Source organism: Pseudomonas sp. MYb2, from assembly GCF_002979955.1.
GTDB lineage: Bacteria > Pseudomonadota > Gammaproteobacteria > Pseudomonadales > Pseudomonadaceae > Aquipseudomonas.
This window is the reverse complement of the sequence record NZ_PCQC01000033.1, coordinates 1-18,678: the sequence shown is the minus strand read 5'-3', so window position 1 is coordinate 18,678 and position 18,678 is coordinate 1. Positions and strand designations below refer to the sequence as shown.

Below are 18,678 nucleotides of genomic sequence, written 5' to 3'. Positions count from 1 at the left end.
ACGCACTCATGAAATCCGGCCTCCCCCGTAAACAAAAAGGCGCTGTCGCCATCGAATTCGCCTTGGTGTTCGTGATCTTTTTCGCCGTGTTTTATGGCTTGGTCAGCTACAGCCTGCCGCTGTTGTTGATGCAATCATTCAACGAGTCCACCGCCGAAGCCGTGCGCCGCAGCGTGGCGCTGGATCCTGCCTCGGCGAATTATTCGACCGTCATTAGAACGACCGCGCGCACCGAACTCGGCCGCCAACTGGCCTGGTTGCCCGCCGCGCTGAATTTCAATGCCGCCACTGACAGCACCATCACCTATACCGGCGGCGTGCTGACGGTGACCATCAATTACCCCACGAGCAAATTGAATCAGGCGCTGCCGTTTCTGGTGCTGCCCGGTGTCGGCACGGTGCCGCGTCTGCCCGCGACATTGCGCGCCTCGTCGAGCCTGCAATTTTGAGTTCCGGTGACAAGCTGTTCGGCCGCCTGCTCAATCGACCTCTCGGCGTTTCCCCGACTCAGCAAACGGCGGTGGTGCAAAGCGTCGGCCTGCAGCTGTATCTGGATGGCGACGGCTACGTCAATCATCTGAGCGGGCCGTTGCGCCATGTGTTGGCCGCGCAGCTGTCGAGTGCGCAACCCGCGCATCTGCTGACGTATTTGCTGCCGCACAGCAGCCTGAGCGTCGAAGGCCAACCGGCCGACTGGCAAGGCCAGATGCTCGATCTCGATTTTTTCAGCCAGGCCGGGCCGCCTCTGCACTTGCGCGGTTGGGTGCAGGCGCAGGACGGCGGCTGGCTGCTGCAACTGCTCGACATCGGCGACTTGCTCGGTGAGCGACGCCAGGCGCGCAGCCGCGAACAATCGCAGTTGCTCGCCACGCAGATTCGCGATCAGTTACGCCTTTGCAGCCTTGCACGTCTGCCTGATGCGCTGGGCGAGCAATTGCAACGGCTCAGTCAACACTTGCATATCCCGTGTCTGGCCGTGGCGCTGCTCGATGAGCAAGGCCTTGGCTGGCAGATTCATCAGCACTACGCGGCATTGAACGCGCCCTGCCTGTGGCGTGAACAGCAGCCTCTGGGCACCGCGCTCGACAGCCTCGACGGTGCGTCCCCCCAGCGTTTGCTGAGCAGCGAGCGGCCGCGCCTGAGTGCCATTTTCGGTTTGAACGAAGGTTTTGCCGTGCCCTATCGCGACGCTCAGGGTGTGGCTGCCTGGCTGTTGTGCGTCGACTACAACGTGCAGCAACAGGCGCCCGACCTCAGTGATCATGACTGGCTTCTACTCGCCGCCGCCGTGGCCGCGCCGTTACTGGAACGGCTGCGCGAGCATCGTCATCAACAGCAACTGGAACGCCTGGACACCCTGCAAGCGCTGCTTGGCACCGGTTGGTGGGAAGTGTTCAGCGACAGCCACCAAGTGCAATTGGCACCGACACTGGCGCACAGTCTCGGCTTGATGACAACGCAGTTGCCGATTCAGGACTGGTTCAATCAGGTGCATCCCGCCGACCGCGATGAGCTGCGCAGTCGCCTGCAAGCGTTGCAGGATAACGGCGCGCCTCTGGAAGTGTGCGTGCGCTGGCAAACCGCCGGGCAACCGTTGCCATTATGGTATCGCCTGCAAGGCCAGTCTTTGGGCATCGGTGCCCAGCGTCGACTGGTAGGGTTCATGCTCGACATCAGCGACATCAAGAACCAACAGCAACAGGCCGCCGCCGCCCATGCGCGGCTGGACAACCTGATCGCCAGTTCACCGGCGGTGATCTACGTACAGCGCTATGTGGCAGGCGCGCTGCAACCGAGTTTTTTCAGCGCCAGTCTGCAAGCGCTTTTAGGCTGGAGTCTCGTCGATTGTGACGACGGTCGGCTGGTTGAACACGTGCACCCGGAAGACCGTCCGCGCTATTTCGAGCGTAACCGGCAATTGCTGCGCGAAGGTTCGGTGAGCGCACGCTATCGGGTGCTCGACCGTCAGGGCAATGCGCACTGGCTGCTCGATGAGGCCAAATTGCTGCGCGACGATCTCGGCTTGCCGGTGGAGGCCGTCGGTCTGTGGCTGGACGTCACCGAAGCCACTCTCGCCGCCGAACAGATCAAGGTCAGTGAAGAGCGTTACCGGATTCTGGTGGAAGACTCGCCAGCAATGATTTGCCGTTATCGTCCGGACTTGACCCTGACGTTCGGCAACCGGCCACTGGCGATGTATCTGGAGTGCGCATCCGAGCAATTGCCCGGGGTGAACCTGGGCAGCTGGATGTCCGATGAACAGCGCGAAGCCTTCGTGCAGCGCCTGGCGCAACTGACCCCGGAACTGCCGGTGAGTACAGCTGAAATCAGCCTGCGCCTGCCGGGTCGCGAACACGCGTGGTGGGTCTGGTCGGATCGCGGGGTATTCGATGAGCATGGCACGCTGGTCGAGGTGCAAGCGGTGGGCCGCGACAACACCGAAGTGCGACGCTCGCAGCAGCAACTGACGCAAAGCGCAAAAATGGCCACCCTCGGCGAAATGGCCACAGGGCTTGCCCATGAGATCAACCAGCCGCTGAACGTGATGCGCATGGCCATCGTCAATGTGCTCAAGCGCCTGAGCAACGGCGATGTGCAGATCGACTACCTGACCGACAAACTCAAACGCATCGATGCGCAGGTGCAACGCGCAGCGCGGGTGGTGGATCACATGCGCGTGTTCGGGCGGCGCTCGGAAATCGAACAACAGCCGTTCAATCCGCTGGAGGCGATCGAAGGCACGCTGTCGCTGCTGTCGGAAGGCTTGCGCGGCAAAGGCGTGGAGTTGCGGATCAAAGAAGCGGACTTCCAGGTTCAGGTGCGCGGCTACGTCGATCAGCTCGAACAAGTACTGATCAACCTGATGGTCAATGCCCGCGACGCGTTGCTCGGCAAGCGCGAAGCCAATCGCGACTTTCAGCCGTGGATTGCGCTGCACGCCGAGTGCGACGAACACGTGGTGCGGCTATGGGTCGAGGACAACGGCGGCGGTATCGATCCACGTTTGCTGGAGCGGATATTCGAGCCTTTTTTCACCACAAAACCGGTCGGCGTCGGCACCGGTCTGGGCTTGTCGGTGAGTTATGGCATTGTCGAAAACATGGGCGGTCGCCTGAGCGTGCGCAACGGCGATGAGGGCGCGCAGTTTTGTATCGAGCTACCGATTGCGCTGCCCGATTAGATCGCCAGCATCGGTTGCCCTGGTGGCTTGCAACTGAGGTTGGCACCGACGTCAACCTTGTTCAGGGTGATGCCGAGGTTGGCCAGCAAGCCATCGAGAATCGGGTCGAGTACCGGGCTGAGCAGGTTGTCGATGACCACGCCGAGCGTGTTGTTGACGCCCGCCAGCACGTCTGCCGTGGTGGTGAGCAACCCCCCCAGCAAACTCGAACCGGTGGGTTTGTAGGCCTGCACCTGAACCCCGCTCAATGTGCCTTTCAAACTGTTGACCACGCTTTGTGTGCCGAAGCTGTAGGTCATTGGCGTTTGCTTGATTTCCGGTGGCTGATTGTAGGTGTGAATGTTTTGCATGCTCGCCACCGAGGTATCAACCTTCACCCCCAGACCGCCGCCATAAAACGCTTTGCGCGTGCTCTGATCACACGTCGCCGAGCCCAGCCCGAGTAAAGGAATGGTGCAGGTGATGACGCCAACATCGATCAATGCCAGCGGCTGCACGGTGACATCGGCCGAAGAGGAAAAGGCATTGGCGGCGTCGATCTTGCCGACCTTGAGCTTGACCAATGAGGAGTTGGTCTGGGTGGTCAGGCTTTTCGTGGCGTCGCTGACGCAGTTGAAATCGGTGACATGGCTGTCGGCAGCGGCGGCCTCGAGCAGGATGTCGATGGTAGAGGTGGGCAGAATCTGCAGATGGGTACGCTGACAAGTGCCGCCCAAGGTGCAGAACAACGAGTTCAGCGTACCGGCGATGTTCAGGTGCAGCAGGTTGTTGAGGGTATCGGTCAAGCCACCCACCAGCGGCGTACTGACGATGGCGCTGGCGAGGCCGGCAACACCGGACAGCAGCGGCAGATTCAGTGAGATCAACGTGCGTACCTGCGCGGTTTTCACGTAGATACGATTGGCGCCCATCGGGTCGGCCTTGGCCAGCGCCGGATTGCCCACTGCCGACAATTGCGGCGGCTGGATGACTTTGACTTTCACCGAGCCGTTGACCAGCCCCGGAATACTCAGCGGCACCGTGGCCGTCAGGGCGTTCTGACTGTTGGCCAGTTGCACCACGGCTTCGAGCAACTGGAACACTTGCAGATTGGCATTGAGTGCGGCCGAGGTGGCGCCGGTCTGCAGTTGCAGCAATTGCCCGAGCACCACCGAAGTGTTGCCGACGATGGCTTTCAATCCGACCAGTCCACTGACCGCGACACTGGTGGTGGTGCCGCCCTTGGTCAATACGGTGATGGCGGTGTCGAGCAGTTGGTTGACCTGGATGCTCTGGCTCAACACCTGCGTGTAGTTGCCGGCGTCCACGTGCAGATCGAGTGCCAGTTGGTTCAGGTAACCGAGCAGACTGATATTGGTATCGACGAGGCCTTGCCAACCGCCAACGCTGAGGTTGAGGCTGCCCCCGAGCAAGCCGCCCCACAGCGCATTCAACGCCGCCGACTTGCTCGCGTCGACCGTCAGTGCGGTAGTGCCAATGGTCAGTTGCGCCAGCGGCGGCAAAATGGCCGAAGTGCCGACCGCCGTTGCATGCAGACGTGTCGTTGGCGACACCCTGCCCGGCTGGAACAGCGCATACAGAGCAGCAGCCACACTGGTGGGCACCACGCGTGTGGCGACGACGCTGATTGCCGCTTTTTTGCTCGCATCCATCGTGAAGGCGCGCAGATTGTTTGCACCGGGTTGCACGGTGCCACAGGTCACGGTGAGGGTCGTGTCCGCTGCCACGGTAAAACCGTTGCGCGCCGCACTGGCGGTGGCATAAGCCGCCGCGCTGAGCCCGGTCAGGCAATCACCGCTACGCGAAACGGCCTCGAGCGCGGCGACATCGACCACCCGCTGCAAGCGGCGTTGCTCCATGTACAGGCGACCGCTGTCGACCACCAGCACCATGCACACCAGCGCAAGACCGAGGGTCAGCGCCGCCATCAGGCCGATCGCCCCGTGCTGCCGGGCCGGGCCGTTGAAATGCGAGCGAGGCGACATGGCGCACTCCTTTGCCGTTACCTCCATTGGTGCAGATGAGTGTAGACGGGCTCAGTGAAGCTGCTGGCAACGCGCCATTTACTCACAATCCTGGGGCTCACCTTGGATAACTGTAGGAGTGAGCCTGCTCGCGATAGCGCTGCGTCATGCCGCGCTGATTCGCCTGACACACCGCCATCGCGAGCAGGCTCACTCCTACAGGGATCTGTGCAAGCCAATAAAACGGGGGAGCTCAGTGGCTCCCCGTTTTTTTAATTTTCAGCGCGGTGGATAGTTGGTGAGAATGCGGGCGACCGTCTCGCGGATGGCATTGCTGCGATCTTCCGGGTTCGGTTTGCTGGCGAGCATCTGTTCATCGCTGCCACGCCACACCAGTTTGCCGTCCTTGCCGTCGAGCAGGTCGATCTGGATGGTCGCGACCTTGTAGGTGATGTTGCGCGTTTCGTTGTACATCGGCGCGCCCCAGTAGCCATTCCACGGGCCGCCCCAACCGCCGCCGTAATTGGTCGTCACTTGCTGCTGACGATCCTCGACGATCAGGTAAGTCTGCACGCTCAAGTCACCCTTGGCGCCGGCAGCGGCAGGCCGCAAGCCACGCTGATCGAGTTGATCGGTGACGGCCTGGCGGATGCGTTGTTCGGTCAGATCACTTTTGATCCGTGGATCATCGGGGCGATATTGCAACGCGGGGTCTTTCCAGCTCCAGCTGCGATAAGCGGCAAAGTCGCGACTGGCATCGAAGTCATGATTGACCTGGTTGGCGGCACAGGCGCTGAGCAGCGCGGCCATGGTCAGTAGAACGAGACGGCGGAACATGGTTTTTCTCCGGTGGAAGACATGAACCTGCTGGAGCTTCTCATTTGCACAAAGCTAACTGGGAGGATACGCCGACATGGCTTTTTCCACAGCCTCGCGAATCGCATCCGTGCCGTCGATCTGATTGCCTTTGGCGCCGGTTTCAGCGCTGGCACTCCACACCGGCTGGCCGGTGCCGGCGTCGAACAGATCGACCTGAACCACGACAACCTGTTCCGAGTACGTGCGCACCACCGGCATCGTGTTGTACATGCCGTAACCGCGTCCATAACGATCATAGCCGCCGTATCCGCCGCCGTAGTAGCCGTAATCGTCCTGGACCTGGCGCAAACGGGTTTGCAGACTCAGACGAGCGCTGACCAACAGGTCGGCCGGACGATTGTCATGCAGCGGACGCAGGCCGCGCTGATCCAGCGCATTGCTCACGGCTTCGGCCACCTGCGCCGAATCGGCCCACGCGGTGCCCGGCGGCAGTTGCCCGTTGAGCCAGGCCCAACTGCGGTAACGCCCATAATCGCGCGGCGGCGCCGGGTAGGCGCTGCGATCAAAGGTCTTGGCGGCTTGCGGCGGTGCCGGCGGCAAGGGCCGCGACTGCGCCACGTAAGGATTGCTGCCCTGGCAGGCGGCCAACCCCAGACAGATCAGCAATAACCCGGATTGAGCTTTCATTTCGTGCTCCGATCAGACCGGCCGGCAGATCCAGTGCAAGTAACGCCCAAGCCCGGCGAAGCTTGGGTGGCGACGGTGAGCGAGCTCCATCTCGAGCAAATCGACGAGTTCGGCACGGGCCTGGAACTCCACCGGCATGTAGTCGTGGAAAACCCGGATGCCACTCTGGGTTTCGACCTGCCACAACCCTTCGAGTTGCGTTGCCAATTCCCGAGGATCGAGGGGCTGTTGCGGGGTCAGGCTCTGCTTTTCACCGGCCATGTCGTTCTTGCGCATTTTCTTGAAATGGCCTTTGAGCAGGTTGCGGTAGATCAGCGCGTCGCGGTTGTAGAACGCCAGCGACAGCCAGCCGCCGGGCTTGGTCAGTTGATGCAGCACCGGCAGGATCGCGTGGGGTTCGGCGAGCCATTCGAGCACGGCGTGGCAGATCACCAGATCGTAAGGCTCGGTGAGTTGCCCGAGCAATTCCTGCCACGGCGCCTGAATGAAGGTCGCGGTCTGCCCGGCTTCGGCGAATCGCTGGCGGGCGCCTTCGAGCATCGGTTGCGCCGGTTCGGTGAAGGTCACTTCGTGGCCACGTTCGGCCAGCCACAGCGACATGTGGCCGAGACCACCGCCGATGTCGAGCACCCGCAACGGGCGATCCGGCAGGGTTTCGGCAAGGTCAGCCTGCAACACCGCGAGGCGTATCGCACCCTTGGCGCCACCGTAGATTTTTTCGGCGAAACGGGTCGCCAACTGATCGAAATGCCGGTCGCTCATCAGCTGAACCGCCGTTCGCTGTCGGCGAGCTTGCTGCGCACCACTTCATTCATGTCCAACCCCAATTCGCTGCACAGCAGCAACAGATACAGGACGATATCGCCGACTTCCTGCCCGGCGTGGGCGAGCTTGTCCGCGGGCAACTGGCGCGACTGGTCTTCGCTCAGCCACTGGAAGATTTCCACCAGTTCGGACATCTCGACGCTGGCGGCCATGGCGAGGTTTTTCGGGCTGTGAAATTGCCGCCAGTCATTGCGGTCGCGGATGGCGTGCAGGCGTTCGGTCAGTTCAACAAGGTTCATCGGGTTCTCCTGAAGGCGTATAGCTTCGGGGGGATGCGCCCTGAAGGCAAGGCCCATGTAGGAGCTGCCGCAGGCTGCGATCTTTTGACCCTGGTTTTGAAAAACACCATCAAAAGATCGCAGCCTGCGGCAGCTCCTACCGGTTTTCCGTTCGGCGCAGCATGGGCCATACTCGTGACAGGGAACTCGGCCACCTGCGTTGTGGCCCAAGGCTCAGCTCTTTCATCAGGATGAACACATGCAGGTAGAAAGCTTTTTCGAATGGCTCGGCCAGGCGCTCGGTTCGATCATCCGCTTTATCGTCGACGGGCTCAGTGGGCTTTTCAATATTTTGAGCAATGCCGGCGGCAACTTCGTCGACGGGCTGGCGAAGACGCTGGGCATGGACACGTCGATCATCAGCATCATTGCGCTGATCGTCGGGTTGATGCTGTTGTGGTCGGCGATTCGCGCGTTCATGAATGCGTCGATCATTGCCGGGATCATCTGGTTGTTGCTGGGGTTGTGGCTGCTTAGCTGGATTATTCATTAGGCCTTTGAAGAGCCCCTCACCCTAACCCTCTCCCGGAGGGAGAGGGGACTGACCGGGTTGTTCTGCAGAAATACGCCGACTTGCGATACCGAGTCGAACTCAGGTTTGAAAACGCCAGAGATCGGCTCCCTCTCCCTCCGGGAGAGGGCTGGGCGGGCGGCGTTCCGATGAGGGTGGCTTCTTCCGCTACAATGCCGCTCCCCAAGGAGCCCGCATGTCCACTCTGATCGCCGACTGGCGCGACCGCCCGACTCACCGCAAGGTCTGGGCGCTGGCCGCGCCGATGATTCTTTCCAATATTTCCGTGCCGCTGGTGGCGCTGGTCGACAGCACCGTCATCGGCCATTTGCCCCACGCCCATCAATTGGGAGCGGTGGCGGTTGGCGCCAGCCTGTACACCTTTCTCGCCTGGGCCATGGGGTTTCTGCGCATGGGCACCACCGGCTTTGCCGCGCAAGCGGCCGGGCGCAGCGATGGTGCGGCGTTGCGGCAGATTCTCTTGCAAGGGCTGCTGCTGGCGATGGGCCTGGCGCTGGTGCTGGGCACGCTCGGCGTACCGTTGAGCGGGATCGCGCTGCACTTCATGCAGCCGTCGGCGGAACTCGATCAGCTCACCCGTGATTTTTTCCACACGCGGCTGTTCGGTCTGCCGGCAGCGCTGGCCAGTTATGCGTTGGTCGGCTGGTTCCTCGGCACGCAAAACGCCCGGGCACCGCTGGCGATTCTGCTGACCACCAACCTGATCAACATCGCCCTCAATCTGTGGTTCGTCATCGGCCTGGACTGGGGCGTGGTCGGTTCGGCCCGCGCCTCGGTGATTGCCGAGTGGAGCGGCGCCCTTCTCGGTCTGCTGTTGACCCGCAAGGCACTGCGCGCGTATCCGGGGCACATCGTCTGGGCTGCATTGAAAGTCTGGCAGAGCTGGCGGCCGTTGCTGGCGGTCAACCGCGACATTTTTATCCGCAGCCTGGCACTGCAATCGGTGTTTTTCATGATCACCGTACAGGGCGCCCGACTCGGCGATGCGACGGTCGCGGCCAACGCACTGCTGCTCAACGGCCTGCTGCTCACCGCCCATGCACTGGACGGTCTTGCTCATGCCGTGGAGGCGCTGTGCGGCCATGCCATCGGCGCGCGTGATCGTCTGGCCCTGCGCCGTTCGCTGGTGGTGGCCGGCGGCTGGTCAATGATCGCAAGCCTCGGTTTTGCTGCGTTGTTTCTCCTGGCCGGGCACCTGTTCATCGAGATGCAGACCAATATCCAGAGCGTCCGCGACACGGCGTTTATCTACCTGCCCTATCTGGCTGTGCTGCCATTGATTGCAGTGTGGAGTTATTTGCTCGACGGTCTGTTCATCGGTGCCACCCGCGCCCGGGAAATGCGCAACGGCATGCTCCTCACCGTTGCCCTGCTGCTGCCGTTCGCCTGGGCGCTGCAAGGTTTGGGCAATCACGGTCTGTGGCTGTCGTTTCTGCTGTTCATGGTGCTGCGCAGCCTTACGCTCGGGGCGATGGCCTGGTGGCTCAAGCGCAATGACGGCTGGTTCACCGGCGGCGTTCACTGAGTGGGCGTGTGCTGGATGAAACCGACGATTTGATCGAGCACCGGCGCCAATCGCCGCAGCGGCCGCGATAACGTCGCAATCAGCGTCACATGGCTGGGCCGCGAGTAATACAAGTCCTGCACCGGCACCCCGGCCTCGCGCAACTTGCGCGCCAGACCGCCGGTGTTGCGTGTCGGGTCGACCAGATCATCCTCAGTCGCCGCCATCAGCAAGGCCGGCGGTGCGCCGCGACTGACGTGGTTGATCGGCTGCGATTGAGGCGGTGAATCCGGCCAGAAAAATACCGGGCGCACTTCAGGATTTTCAATTGGCAGGAAATCGTAAGGCCCTGCCAGCCCGATCCAGCCGCGCAGATCGTTGGGCGACATGCCCACCGCCGCGAGAAAATCCGCATCGAGGGCGAGCATCGCCGCGTTGTATCCGCCAGAACTGTGACCGAGCAAATACAAGCGTTGCGGGTTGCCGGAATACTCGCGGATATGCGCCCTGGTCCACGCCACCGCCTGCGCGCCATCTTCCAGAAACCGCGGATAGCGCACCTGCGGGTACAGGCGATAATCCGCTACCACAGCAACAATCCCCCGCGAGGCCAACGCTTCGCCGACGAAGGTGTAGTCACTGCGGTCGCCACTGTTCCAGCTGCCTCCGTAGAAAAACACCACCACCGGGGCATCGGCGAGCGGCTGACGTGGTACGTAGACGTCGAGCTTGTGCCGTGGATCAGCCCCATAGGCGATGCCCGTCGTGCGGCTGAAGGTGTTGTCCGGCGTCAGGCCATTGAGGACTTTCACCGGTGAACAGCCGCCGAGGCTCAGCATCAGTAAGGCGCTGCTGACTAGACTGAACCATGTAGCACCCAACCAGGTTGCACCGAACCAATGTCTCAAAGCACCGCTCATGGAGGCTCACCCTCAGGTTTTGTCGTTCTGCCAGTGTCGACGCAAATGGTCGAGCCGCTCCTGTTGCGTCAGCCCTCCCGGCAGCGGCACCAACACTGCACGCGGATGCTGCAAGCGTAGCCACAACCAGCCATCGAGCACTGCACGCTCGGTAAATCCCAGCGCCATGCCTTGCTGGGCATGCAACCACAACTGCGCATAGGCGACACGCATGGATTGGCTCCAGCGCCAGATATGTTGCTCCAGCAGGCAAGTCTGCAGGCGCTCGCGCTGGCGCTGACTCAGCGCCTCCTCGATTTCCAGGCTTGCAACGGTCAGGCGAGGGTTGCGTAACTGTTGCCAGCCCTCACAACCGATACCCCGATCCGCCCAGGTTCCACCGAACCAGCGCACCTGCAGAATCGGCCCGAGCCAGCGGCTCAACTCCCGGGCATCGCAGGCATCGAAAAAGTAGCTGGCGGTCTGGCAGTTGTAAAAGCCCAGCAAGGCCCGATGGCTCAGGCCAAATGAAACGGTGAGCATGCGGCGCAAATGGCCGAGCAAAGGGGCCACCGGCGCTGCGCTTTCGAGCAGCAAGCCGCGCCAGGTCTGAGGGTCGCTGTGACACAACGCGGCCAATGCCGGGCAACCCTGCAGGCTGACCAACAGTGGTCCTTGTTCACGAACGGATTGAAACTCGGTGCCGTCGAACAGCCAGAAACACTGCACCCCAGCGAAGCCCGCGCGCAGCGTGGTCAATGCCCGCGGCGCATCGACACTGTCGAGCAACAACCACTGCGCAATGGCGCCGGGCGCTACACCGCTCATCGTCCGCCGCTCTGTTCAAGGGATGTGACCAGGCGACAGGTACACACCGACTGCGAACAATGCACGAAGCTACCGCCGCCAGGCATCAGGCACAACAACATCAAGGGTTCGGCCGATAGCAGCAGGCGTTGCAGCCCGTCATTTAGCCGGGTTGGCGGCGGTAATGGCGAGGGCTTGTCTACGACTGACGTCGCTGCGACTTGCAGGACTCCCGTGATCATGGGTTGATCCGGATCACCTTCGAAGAAGCTCACCACCACTTCGACGCCCTCTACCAGGGCATTCAACGGCGCTTCGGTCAGCGCTGGCGCCAAAGGCAGCCAGCAATGGCTGTCGGCGGCACCTTCGCCCTGGTACGACCAGTCGAACTGCACCGCCACCGGGCGCAGCCGATCAGGACGCGGTTCATCGACGGCCACCACCCAGGCCCGTTGCAGACTGTGCATGCGCGGATGCACAGCGACCGTCGACGGTGCAGCGACCCAAGCCTGCTCCACCGCAAAGATCCGGTTGCTGTAGGCCGGTACCTGAAGTTGATCGGCGTGATGTTCGATTCGATTCAACAACCAGCGCCGATTGCATTCAGCAACCGGATGGCCGCTCAAAGTCAGCCATCGGCCGCTGCGCAATCGCGCCAACTCGCTTTGGCCTTCAGCCGTGCGCGTCGCCTGCGCGCTGTTGGCCCGGCCCTGACGTTGGTTCTGCAAACGCCATTGGTGCACCGCAAGCGGCGTTTTTTGCCCGTCACCTTCGGCGCAGAACACTGCTGCGACGGCTTGCGGCAGTTGCGTCGGATCATCGCTAAACACCAGGCAATGCCCGTCGTGACGATGTTCGAAGTAATAGTGAATGTGCGCCTGCTGGCACAAGCGTTGGAGCAATTGCTGATCCGACTCGTGATACTGGGTGCAGAAAGTTCGGACAGCATGCTCATGATGGCACTCGAAGCGCCGCTGTGCGCCAATGATCCCATGCTCCCTGAGCACTTGATCAAGGATCTGCGGCACCGACCGGCCATTGAAAATGCGTTGACTGAAGCGCAGGCCCAGGCAGCTCAACTTCGGTCCCAGACGCACTCGGCACAATCTCGAAGCACGGCCGTATTCGTGCTGGACAAGGCTTTGCAACTGCCCGTGCACACCCTCCCCCAACGCGCCGAAACAGAGAAACGCCGATCGGTACAGCAAGCCGGCAAGGTCCAGTTGCGGGTCGTCGATCAACACATCGATCTCGAACGCAAACGGCTCACTGAGCGCTTCGTTACCGGTAAAGGCCAGAACTTCGAGAGGGTCGGACAGACCCGCTACATCGAGACGAAACAACGACTCGTTGAATGGATCGAACATTGGCGGATCTCTACAGGAGGGGCGGCCGGGGATTCTCGCCGAGAGGCATGGCCGAGTAGAGTGCCGAAGTACAACTTAGGAAATGACCTACGCGAAAAGCAGACCGGATGACTTTGCTCGCAGCGATAGCCAAGGATTTCTCGCAGAACTTGGGATTTGTCCCACCGGGTCTTCCGAATTTTCCGCGGCTAGCGGGGAAAACTTCAGACAACCCGGTGAAACGACAACCTGCCGTCAGGAAGACAGGTAGGAGGAACGGGTCAGGCCCAGACGCAAGGCATCGAGAAACTGCGTGCGCTCGCTGGCACTGATGCGGGCACTGGCGCACTTGTCGCGATAGTGAGTCATCAGTTCTTCCGGCGACAAGTGCACGTAGCGCAGCATGTCTTCGATGGTGTCGTGGGTCTCGATGCCGGCGTGGTACACGCTGCCATCGGCGTTCTGATAGATGTTCACCGAGTCGGTGTCACCGAACAGGTTGTGCATGTCGCCGAGGATTTCCTGATAGGCGCCCACGAGGAATACGCCCAGCAGATAATCTTCGCCTTCATTCAAACCGTGTACCGGCAGGCTGGTTTCGATGCTCTGCTCGTCGACGTACTGGTTGATCTTGCCGTCGGAGTCGCAGGTCAGATCCTGCAGCACCGCGCGGCGCAGCGGCTCTTCGTCGAGACGGTGCAGCGGGATGATTGGCAGCACCTGGTCGATTGCCCAGGTGTCCGGCAGGCTCTGGAATACCGAGAAGTTGCAGATGTACTTGTCGGCCAGCTTGTCGTTGAGCTCGTCGAGCACCTGACGGTGCGAACGCTGACGGGCTTTCAGCGAGTTGTGCAGGCGACGGCACACCGCGAAGTAGCACTGCTCGGCCAGGGCTTTTTCAGCCAGGGTCAGCTTGCCGTCGGCGTACTGCGCCGCCACGTCGCTCATGTAGTGCGTGGCGCGCCAGTAGGTTTCGGTGACCATTTCGATGTCGGTCGGGCCGAGCAGGTCAACCAGCCACTGCACGGTCTCCGGCAGCGCTTCCTTGTTTTCGATCTGCGGGATTTCGTCGTTGTGCTTCTCGACGTCGGTCACCTGCACCACCAGCATCGCGTGGTGCGCGGTCAGCGAGCGGCCGCTCTCGGAGAAGATGTGCGGATGCGGCAGGGCCTGCGCGTCGCAGAATTCCTTGAGCATGCCGACCACGACACCGGCGTAATCGTCCATGTCGTAGTTGATCGAGCTGGCGTTGCGCGAGTGCGTGCCGTCGTAGTCGACACCCAGACCGCCGCCAACGTCGATGTGATCGACCGGCAGACCGAGGTTGCGCAGCTCGCCGTAGTAACGGATCGCTTCCTTGAAGCCGTGCTGATAGTCAGCGAGGTTGGCAATCTGCGAACCCATGTGGAAGTGCAGCAGGCGAATGCCTTGATCCAGGCCAGCCGCGCGGAAGCGCTCGACCACCGACAGCAATTGCGCCGCCGACAGACCGAATTTGGATTTCTCGCCACCGGTGTCCGCCCACTTCGACGACGCCAGCGACGACAGACGCACGCGCAGGCCGACCTGTGGCTTGACCTTCAGCGAGGCAGCTTCTTCGATCACCAGAGCGACTTCGGATTCTTTCTCGATGACGATGAACACGTTGTGGCCAAGCTTCTGACCCATCAGCGCCAGACGAATGAACTCGCGGTCCTTGTAACCGTTGCAGACGATGGTGCCGCCCTTCGGCGCCAGTGCCAGCACGGCCAGCAGCTCAGGCTTGGAGCCGGCTTCCAGACCGATGGACACGTCCTGGGTGGCGATGATGTTCTCGATCACCGCTTCTTGCTGGTTGACCTTGATCGGGTACAGCGCGGTGTACTTGCTCTGGTATTCCAGGCGCTCGATGTTCGCATCGAAGGCACCGGTCAACTGGCGAACGCGGTCTTGCAGAATGTCGGGGAAACGGACCAGCAACGGCAAGGACAAACCGCTTTTGCGCAGTTGGTCGACTTGTTCGAACAGGTCGATAGGCGAGCTGCTCGGGCCGTTCGGACGAACTTCGACGCGACCGGCTTCATTGATCGCGAAATACCCGGCCCCCCAATGGCGAATCCCGTAAACACTGCGGCTGTCCGCAACTGTCCATTGGCTGCCATCGTCTTTACGTGTGCGTCGTACGGACATCGAAGTCCCCTATAAAGAAGTCATAGTGCGTCGCCTGATCTCAGGCCGGCGCAGTCTAAAGGATGAAAATGACGATTCGTCAGCGCGGCGGTAGACCGCACTGACTGCGTGGAGTTTAGAAACCGGTCATGAACAGGCTCTGTGAAAACCATGGAGACGACGCCGGATCTGAAGTGTTTCAGAGCCGGATCAAGCCGCAGATGGATTTCACAGAGGCTGCTAGCCGCCGGACTTCTTCGCTTTGAAACCGTGCTTGATCAGCTCAGCCAAGAGTAGCTCGACATGATCGCCCTGGATTTCGATGATGCCGTCTTTCAACGCCCCGCCGGTGCCGCAACGTTTCTTCAACGTTGTCGCCAACTCTTTGAGCGCGTCTTCGGCCAGAGGCACGCCGGTGATGGTAGTCACCGTTTTGCCGCCACGACCCTTGCTCTCGCGTCGTACGCGGGCAATGCCGTCGCCGGCCGGGATCACGGTTTGTTTGCAGATACAGGCGTCCACCGGCTTACTGCATTCCGGGCAATGACGACCTGCGTCGGTGGAAAATACCAGACCGCCCAGGGCGGCGAAGGATGCGGCTTTTTTGGCCACCGGCAATCCTCTTGGGAGGACAAAGACTGATCGCGACCTTGGGCAAGGTCATCGACCGCGAAGCCCCACTCAGGCAGGGGCAGCGCTACTGCACCGGTATCGACTCATGGACTGCTGACCCGTAAGAGCTGCTGAAGGCTGCGATCTTTTGATCCTGCTCTTGAAAAACAAGATCAAAAGATCGCAGCCTTCGGCAGCTCCTACAGTGGGTCAGCAGGCCAACCTCAAACTATTCGGTGCAGCTTGAAAAGGTCGCGCAGTGTAACGGCAAAAATGCGACTTGCTAAGTGCCAATCGGCGCCAATTTATGTGTTCTTTGCGACGTCGCTTTGCTGCGCCTTGAGATAGCGCTGGAGCGCGGCCAGAGAGTCCGGGCAATAAGGCTTCTGCTGGATTTCCCGCATGACCTGCTCGACGGGAATAAAGCGTGCTTCGAGGACTTCTTCAGGTTGCAGTTTCAGCGGCCCATCCCACACTGCGGAAAACGCCGAACACCACAGACGGTTACCGGTGTCCTCGAAGAAGAAATGGTCATGGGCAGTCAACTCGACGCCGCTGACCCCCAACTCTTCTTCGAGCTCACGGGCTGCCGACTCGGCGTAGGTTTCGTCGGCCTGCACCATGCCGCCCGCCGCCACGTCCCAGTAACCGGGATAAATCGCCTTGCTCAACGTGCGCCGGTGCACGCAAAGGTCGCCGGCGGAATTGAACAACATGATGTAGGTGCCACGCCCGATCAGCCCGCGCTGGCGCAGATCGGCACGCACCAAGGCGCCAAGCAGGTTGTCCTGCTCGTCGACCCAGGCGATCTGTTCGGCATCGGAGGCGGCGCGATGGGCCGCCTCTTTGGCGTTCTGGCTCATGAATCAGCCCTGATTGAGCAGTTGACGCAAATCGATCACAGCGGCGTTGGCCCGGGAAATATAGTTGGCCATGACCAGCGAGTGGTTGGCCAGCACGCCAAAGCCGCTACCGTTGAGAATCATAGGACTCCAGACCGGTTCCTGCGAAGCTTCCAGCTCACGGATGATCTGGCGCACGCTGACGGTGGCGTTCTTCTTCGCCAGGACATCGGCGAAGTCGACTTCGATGGCGCGCAGCAAATGCGACAGCGCCCAGGCCTGACCGCGTGCTTCATAGAAGACGTTGTCGATCTGCATCCACGGAGTCTCGACGACTTCTTCGTCAACCTGCGGTACTTCGCCGATCGCCGGCACTTCGGTTTTCAGCGCGGTGTTAAGTTTGACCCGACCGACGCTGGCCGACAGGCGTTGCGACAGCGAACCGAGACGGGTGCCGACATCGCCCAGCCAGTTGTTCAGGTTGTCAGCGCGCGCATAGAACAGCGCGTTTTTCTGGGTTGGATCAGACAGGCGCGCCTGATAACGGCTCAGCGAGTTGATCCCTTCCTGGTACTCCGACTCACTGGACGGCAGGATCCAGCTCTTGTTGTCGAAGTTGAAACGCGGTTCGGCCTTGGCCAGATCGGCATCTTCGGCCGACTGCGATTGCGAACGGGCAAAGTCTTTGCGCAAGGCACGGGTCAGGTCACGCACCTGCACCAGCACGCCGTATTCCCAGCTCGGCGTGTTGTCCATCCACAGGCCTGGCGGGAAGCGGTCATTGGAAATATAGCCGCCCGGTTTGTTGAGCAGGGTGCCGGCGACGGTCTTCAGGGTTTCAACCGTGGTGTAGCCGATCACCATCTGCTTGCCTTCTTTCTCGGCAGCCACTTGCGCGTTCTGTGCGACCGGAAACAGCGCCGGCTCCTGGCTCCAGTACCAGCCCAGGCCGATGGTCACCAGCAGATAGAGGCCGATCAGCGTCGCCAATGCGCGGCTGAACAGCACCCCGCCTACATAGCTGCGGGTGGCCGACTTGGGCTCGGCGGCACGTTCAGGCGCGCTGCCCGCGCGGTTTTTCCAGTCCAGCATGGCGATATCCTTTCAATCACTTGGGTTCAACGGTTCGACCACAACCATACAACAACGTGCCTTGGCCGGGCACCCGCTATTGGGACGTTGGAGAAAAACCTGCAATGGTCGCCCGAGAGCGAAAGGATAGACGCGCGATTCAGACGTTGAAAATTTTCAGGGAAATCTGCCGGACATCCTCCGGTGTAAATAGATGTGCGATGCCCGCTGCGTCAGTCTTGCGCTGGCTGGGGACGCCGTCGACCGTTGCGGTGTACGCCTGCTGTGGCAGCGGTTCGCCGGTCATGCTGTCGACCAGACGGAAGATCTGCGGGGTTCGGGTGGGCTGCGTCGGGGGATTATTCATCAGTTCCAGCACCGCCTGATCGAAGATCGACGCGGCGACCGGCCATTGGCCAAATTCGGCTTGTGACTTGAGCAGCAGCCAGTCGCCACGCTCGACTTCGCCCAGCACTTCGCTGTCCAGATTGATCATCAAGCCCGATCGCAACTCATCCAACCCGTCGAGCGGGCGTCGCTCCAGCAGAGCCTGACAGACCCGTTCCAACGCCTGATCCTGCGGATAGGCATGCTGACGATCGGTCTCGCGCAGTTCCGCGTGATGAACAAGCCTCATCCCTGCCCCTCGCCTTGCCATTCATCGGAGCCCATCGTCCGGCTGACTTCGTGGCGCCAATAGATACGCCGATAGCTGAAATGGATTTTCTCCAACTGGGTGAGATGAGAAGTGCCGGGGTCCTGGCAATGCGGCATCAGTATTTCAGCGCCAACGATCACCGCGTCCTCCAGTTCCATCGTGTAGAAGTGTTCCTGAACACCGTGCGCCGAGGTGCGAAACCACTCCACCCGGCATTGGCTCAGCAACTCGCCGGAACACAACGCGGTATTGATCAGCGGTGAGGCCTTGTCGATGGTCTTGGTGACGATCAGCGGTTTATGCATCCGCCGCCCTGCCCCGGCGTTCTTCGGCACGAAAATCCCGTGGCTCAAGGCCTGAATCATGATCTTGTCTTCACGCCCGCTCTGGTAGCTGTTGCCCACTGACGCCTCGGTAAAAGCACCGGCACTGATCAGGCCCTGTCGGCTGCCGTGGAGGGTCATGAAGGCTGGGATGGGCATGGGGTGGCTCCTTTTTTGGGTTG

General features: G+C 61.1%; 18 protein-coding genes. 4 read left to right on the top strand and 14 right to left on the bottom strand.

Translation table 11 applies throughout. The features are described 5' to 3' along the window. The first annotated feature begins 8 nt into the window (after window positions 1–8). Window positions 9–449 (top strand): TadE/TadG family type IV pilus assembly protein, encoded by a 441-nt coding sequence (locus CQ009_RS29515; protein WP_105709466.1) that lies wholly within the window; start codon window positions 9–11, stop codon window positions 447–449. Continuing rightward, entirely contained in the window at window positions 446–3,181 is a 2,736-nt protein-coding gene (locus CQ009_RS29510; RefSeq protein ID WP_105709465.1) for an ATP-binding protein, read from the top strand. Before CQ009_RS29515 ends, CQ009_RS29510 begins: the two co-directional genes overlap by 4 nt. Here CQ009_RS29510 and CQ009_RS29505 read toward each other — a convergent pair. The 5 genes from CQ009_RS29505 to CQ009_RS29485 all read right to left on the bottom strand — a co-directional run bounded on the left by CQ009_RS29505 (window position 3,178) and on the right by CQ009_RS29485 (window position 7,715). Further along, window positions 3,178–5,166, bottom strand: a complete 1,989-nt coding sequence (locus CQ009_RS29505) for a pilus assembly protein TadG-related protein (RefSeq protein WP_105709464.1) — start codon at window positions 5,164–5,166, stop codon at window positions 3,178–3,180. The two genes, CQ009_RS29510 and CQ009_RS29505, sit on opposite strands and share 4 nt — an antisense overlap. Before the next feature lie 258 nt (window positions 5,167–5,424). Further along, entirely contained in the window at window positions 5,425–5,982 is a 558-nt protein-coding gene (locus CQ009_RS29500; protein ID WP_105709463.1) for a DUF4136 domain-containing protein, read from the bottom strand. Window positions 5,983–6,036: 54 nt separating this feature from the next. Further along, entirely contained in the window at window positions 6,037–6,651 is a 615-nt protein-coding gene (locus CQ009_RS29495) for a DUF4136 domain-containing protein (RefSeq protein ID WP_064388794.1), read from the bottom strand. 12 nt (window positions 6,652–6,663) lie between these two features. Then, complete coding sequence (locus tag CQ009_RS29490) at window positions 6,664–7,413, bottom strand: methyltransferase (protein ID WP_105709462.1); 750 nt, start codon at window positions 7,411–7,413, stop codon at window positions 6,664–6,666. Continuing rightward, window positions 7,413–7,715, bottom strand: coding sequence for a MazG-like family protein (locus CQ009_RS29485; RefSeq protein ID WP_017336358.1), 303 nt, complete (start codon window positions 7,713–7,715; stop codon window positions 7,413–7,415). Before CQ009_RS29485 ends, CQ009_RS29490 begins: the two co-directional genes overlap by 1 nt. Before the next feature lie 238 nt (window positions 7,716–7,953). Between CQ009_RS29485 and CQ009_RS29475 the strand changes: the two genes are divergently transcribed. Together CQ009_RS29475 and CQ009_RS29470 are read left to right on the top strand one after the other, a co-directional pair. Further along, window positions 7,954–8,247, top strand: coding sequence for a hypothetical protein (locus tag CQ009_RS29475; protein WP_064388791.1), 294 nt, complete (start codon window positions 7,954–7,956; stop codon window positions 8,245–8,247). Window positions 8,248–8,461: 214 nt separating this feature from the next. Next, window positions 8,462–9,811 (top strand): MATE family efflux transporter, encoded by a 1,350-nt coding sequence (locus CQ009_RS29470; protein WP_105709461.1) that lies wholly within the window; start codon window positions 8,462–8,464, stop codon window positions 9,809–9,811. Here CQ009_RS29470 and CQ009_RS29465 read toward each other — a convergent pair. From CQ009_RS29465 to CQ009_RS29420, 9 genes are all read right to left on the bottom strand, one after another. After that, entirely contained in the window at window positions 9,805–10,629 is an 825-nt protein-coding gene (locus tag CQ009_RS29465) for an alpha/beta hydrolase (protein ID WP_105709460.1), read from the bottom strand. The genes CQ009_RS29470 and CQ009_RS29465 overlap by 7 nt on opposite strands. Before the next feature lie 93 nt (window positions 10,630–10,722). Further along, on the bottom strand, window positions 10,723–11,517 hold the full coding sequence (locus CQ009_RS29460) for a DUF4123 domain-containing protein (RefSeq protein ID WP_064388786.1): 795 nt from the start codon (window positions 11,515–11,517) through the stop codon (window positions 10,723–10,725). Continuing rightward, complete coding sequence (locus CQ009_RS29455) at window positions 11,514–12,863, bottom strand: contractile injection system protein, VgrG/Pvc8 family (RefSeq protein ID WP_105709459.1); 1,350 nt, start codon at window positions 12,861–12,863, stop codon at window positions 11,514–11,516. The genes CQ009_RS29460 and CQ009_RS29455 overlap by 4 nt, the downstream gene beginning before the upstream one ends. A 234-nt stretch (window positions 12,864–13,097) precedes the next feature. Next, the gene (gene speA, locus CQ009_RS29450; RefSeq protein WP_064388782.1) at window positions 13,098–15,011 is read right to left on the bottom strand and encodes an arginine decarboxylase; all 1,914 of its coding nucleotides are present in this window, start codon (window positions 15,009–15,011) and stop codon (window positions 13,098–13,100) included. A gap of 219 nt (window positions 15,012–15,230) precedes the next feature. Then, window positions 15,231–15,602 (bottom strand): translation initiation factor Sui1, encoded by a 372-nt coding sequence (locus CQ009_RS29445; RefSeq protein WP_007914613.1) that lies wholly within the window; start codon window positions 15,600–15,602, stop codon window positions 15,231–15,233. Between the two features lie 305 nt (window positions 15,603–15,907). Then, window positions 15,908–16,465, bottom strand: a complete 558-nt coding sequence (locus tag CQ009_RS29435) for an NUDIX hydrolase (RefSeq protein ID WP_064388780.1) — start codon at window positions 16,463–16,465, stop codon at window positions 15,908–15,910. A 3-nt stretch (window positions 16,466–16,468) separates the two neighbouring features. Further along, a complete protein-coding gene (locus CQ009_RS29430; protein ID WP_064388778.1) occupies window positions 16,469–17,536 on the bottom strand; it encodes a DUF2333 family protein in 1,068 nt (355 codons plus the stop codon). A 139-nt stretch (window positions 17,537–17,675) separates the two neighbouring features. Further along, window positions 17,676–18,152, bottom strand: coding sequence for a hypothetical protein (locus CQ009_RS29425; RefSeq protein WP_105709458.1), 477 nt, complete (start codon window positions 18,150–18,152; stop codon window positions 17,676–17,678). Then, window positions 18,149–18,655 (bottom strand): Hcp family type VI secretion system effector, encoded by a 507-nt coding sequence (locus CQ009_RS29420; RefSeq protein ID WP_064388775.1) that lies wholly within the window; start codon window positions 18,653–18,655, stop codon window positions 18,149–18,151. Before CQ009_RS29420 ends, CQ009_RS29425 begins: the two co-directional genes overlap by 4 nt. Window positions 18,656–18,678: the final 23 nt, after the last annotated feature.

Bases quoted from the DNA above. Each gene is read 5' to 3' on its own strand.
- CQ009_RS29515 (WP_105709466.1), top strand. From the start codon at position 9: ATGAAATCCGGCCTCCCCCGTAAACAAAAAGGCGCTGTCGCCATCGAA.
- CQ009_RS29505 (WP_105709464.1), bottom strand. From the start codon at position 5,166: ATGTCGCCTCGCTCGCATTTCAACGGCCCGGCCCGGCAGCACGGGGCG.
- CQ009_RS29500 (WP_105709463.1), bottom strand. From the start codon at position 5,982: ATGTTCCGCCGTCTCGTTCTACTGACCATGGCCGCGCTGCTCAGCGCC.
- CQ009_RS29495 (WP_064388794.1), bottom strand. From the start codon at position 6,651: ATGAAAGCTCAATCCGGGTTATTGCTGATCTGTCTGGGGTTGGCCGCC.
- CQ009_RS29490 (WP_105709462.1), bottom strand. From the start codon at position 7,413: ATGAGCGACCGGCATTTCGATCAGTTGGCGACCCGTTTCGCCGAAAAA.
- CQ009_RS29485 (WP_017336358.1), bottom strand. From the start codon at position 7,715: ATGAACCTTGTTGAACTGACCGAACGCCTGCACGCCATCCGCGACCGC.
- CQ009_RS29475 (WP_064388791.1), top strand. From the start codon at position 7,954: ATGCAGGTAGAAAGCTTTTTCGAATGGCTCGGCCAGGCGCTCGGTTCG.
- CQ009_RS29470 (WP_105709461.1), top strand. From the start codon at position 8,462: ATGTCCACTCTGATCGCCGACTGGCGCGACCGCCCGACTCACCGCAAG.
- CQ009_RS29465 (WP_105709460.1), bottom strand. From the start codon at position 10,629: ATGCTGAGCCTCGGCGGCTGTTCACCGGTGAAAGTCCTCAATGGCCTG.
- CQ009_RS29460 (WP_064388786.1), bottom strand. From the start codon at position 11,517: ATGAGCGGTGTAGCGCCCGGCGCCATTGCGCAGTGGTTGTTGCTCGAC.
- CQ009_RS29455 (WP_105709459.1), bottom strand. From the start codon at position 12,863: ATGTTCGATCCATTCAACGAGTCGTTGTTTCGTCTCGATGTAGCGGGT.
- speA (WP_064388782.1), bottom strand. From the start codon at position 15,011: ATGTCCGTACGACGCACACGTAAAGACGATGGCAGCCAATGGACAGTT.
- CQ009_RS29435 (WP_064388780.1), bottom strand. From the start codon at position 16,465: ATGAGCCAGAACGCCAAAGAGGCGGCCCATCGCGCCGCCTCCGATGCC.
- CQ009_RS29430 (WP_064388778.1), bottom strand. From the start codon at position 17,536: ATGCTGGACTGGAAAAACCGCGCGGGCAGCGCGCCTGAACGTGCCGCC.
- CQ009_RS29425 (WP_105709458.1), bottom strand. From the start codon at position 18,152: ATGAGGCTTGTTCATCACGCGGAACTGCGCGAGACCGATCGTCAGCAT.
- CQ009_RS29420 (WP_064388775.1), bottom strand. From the start codon at position 18,655: ATGCCCATCCCAGCCTTCATGACCCTCCACGGCAGCCGACAGGGCCTG.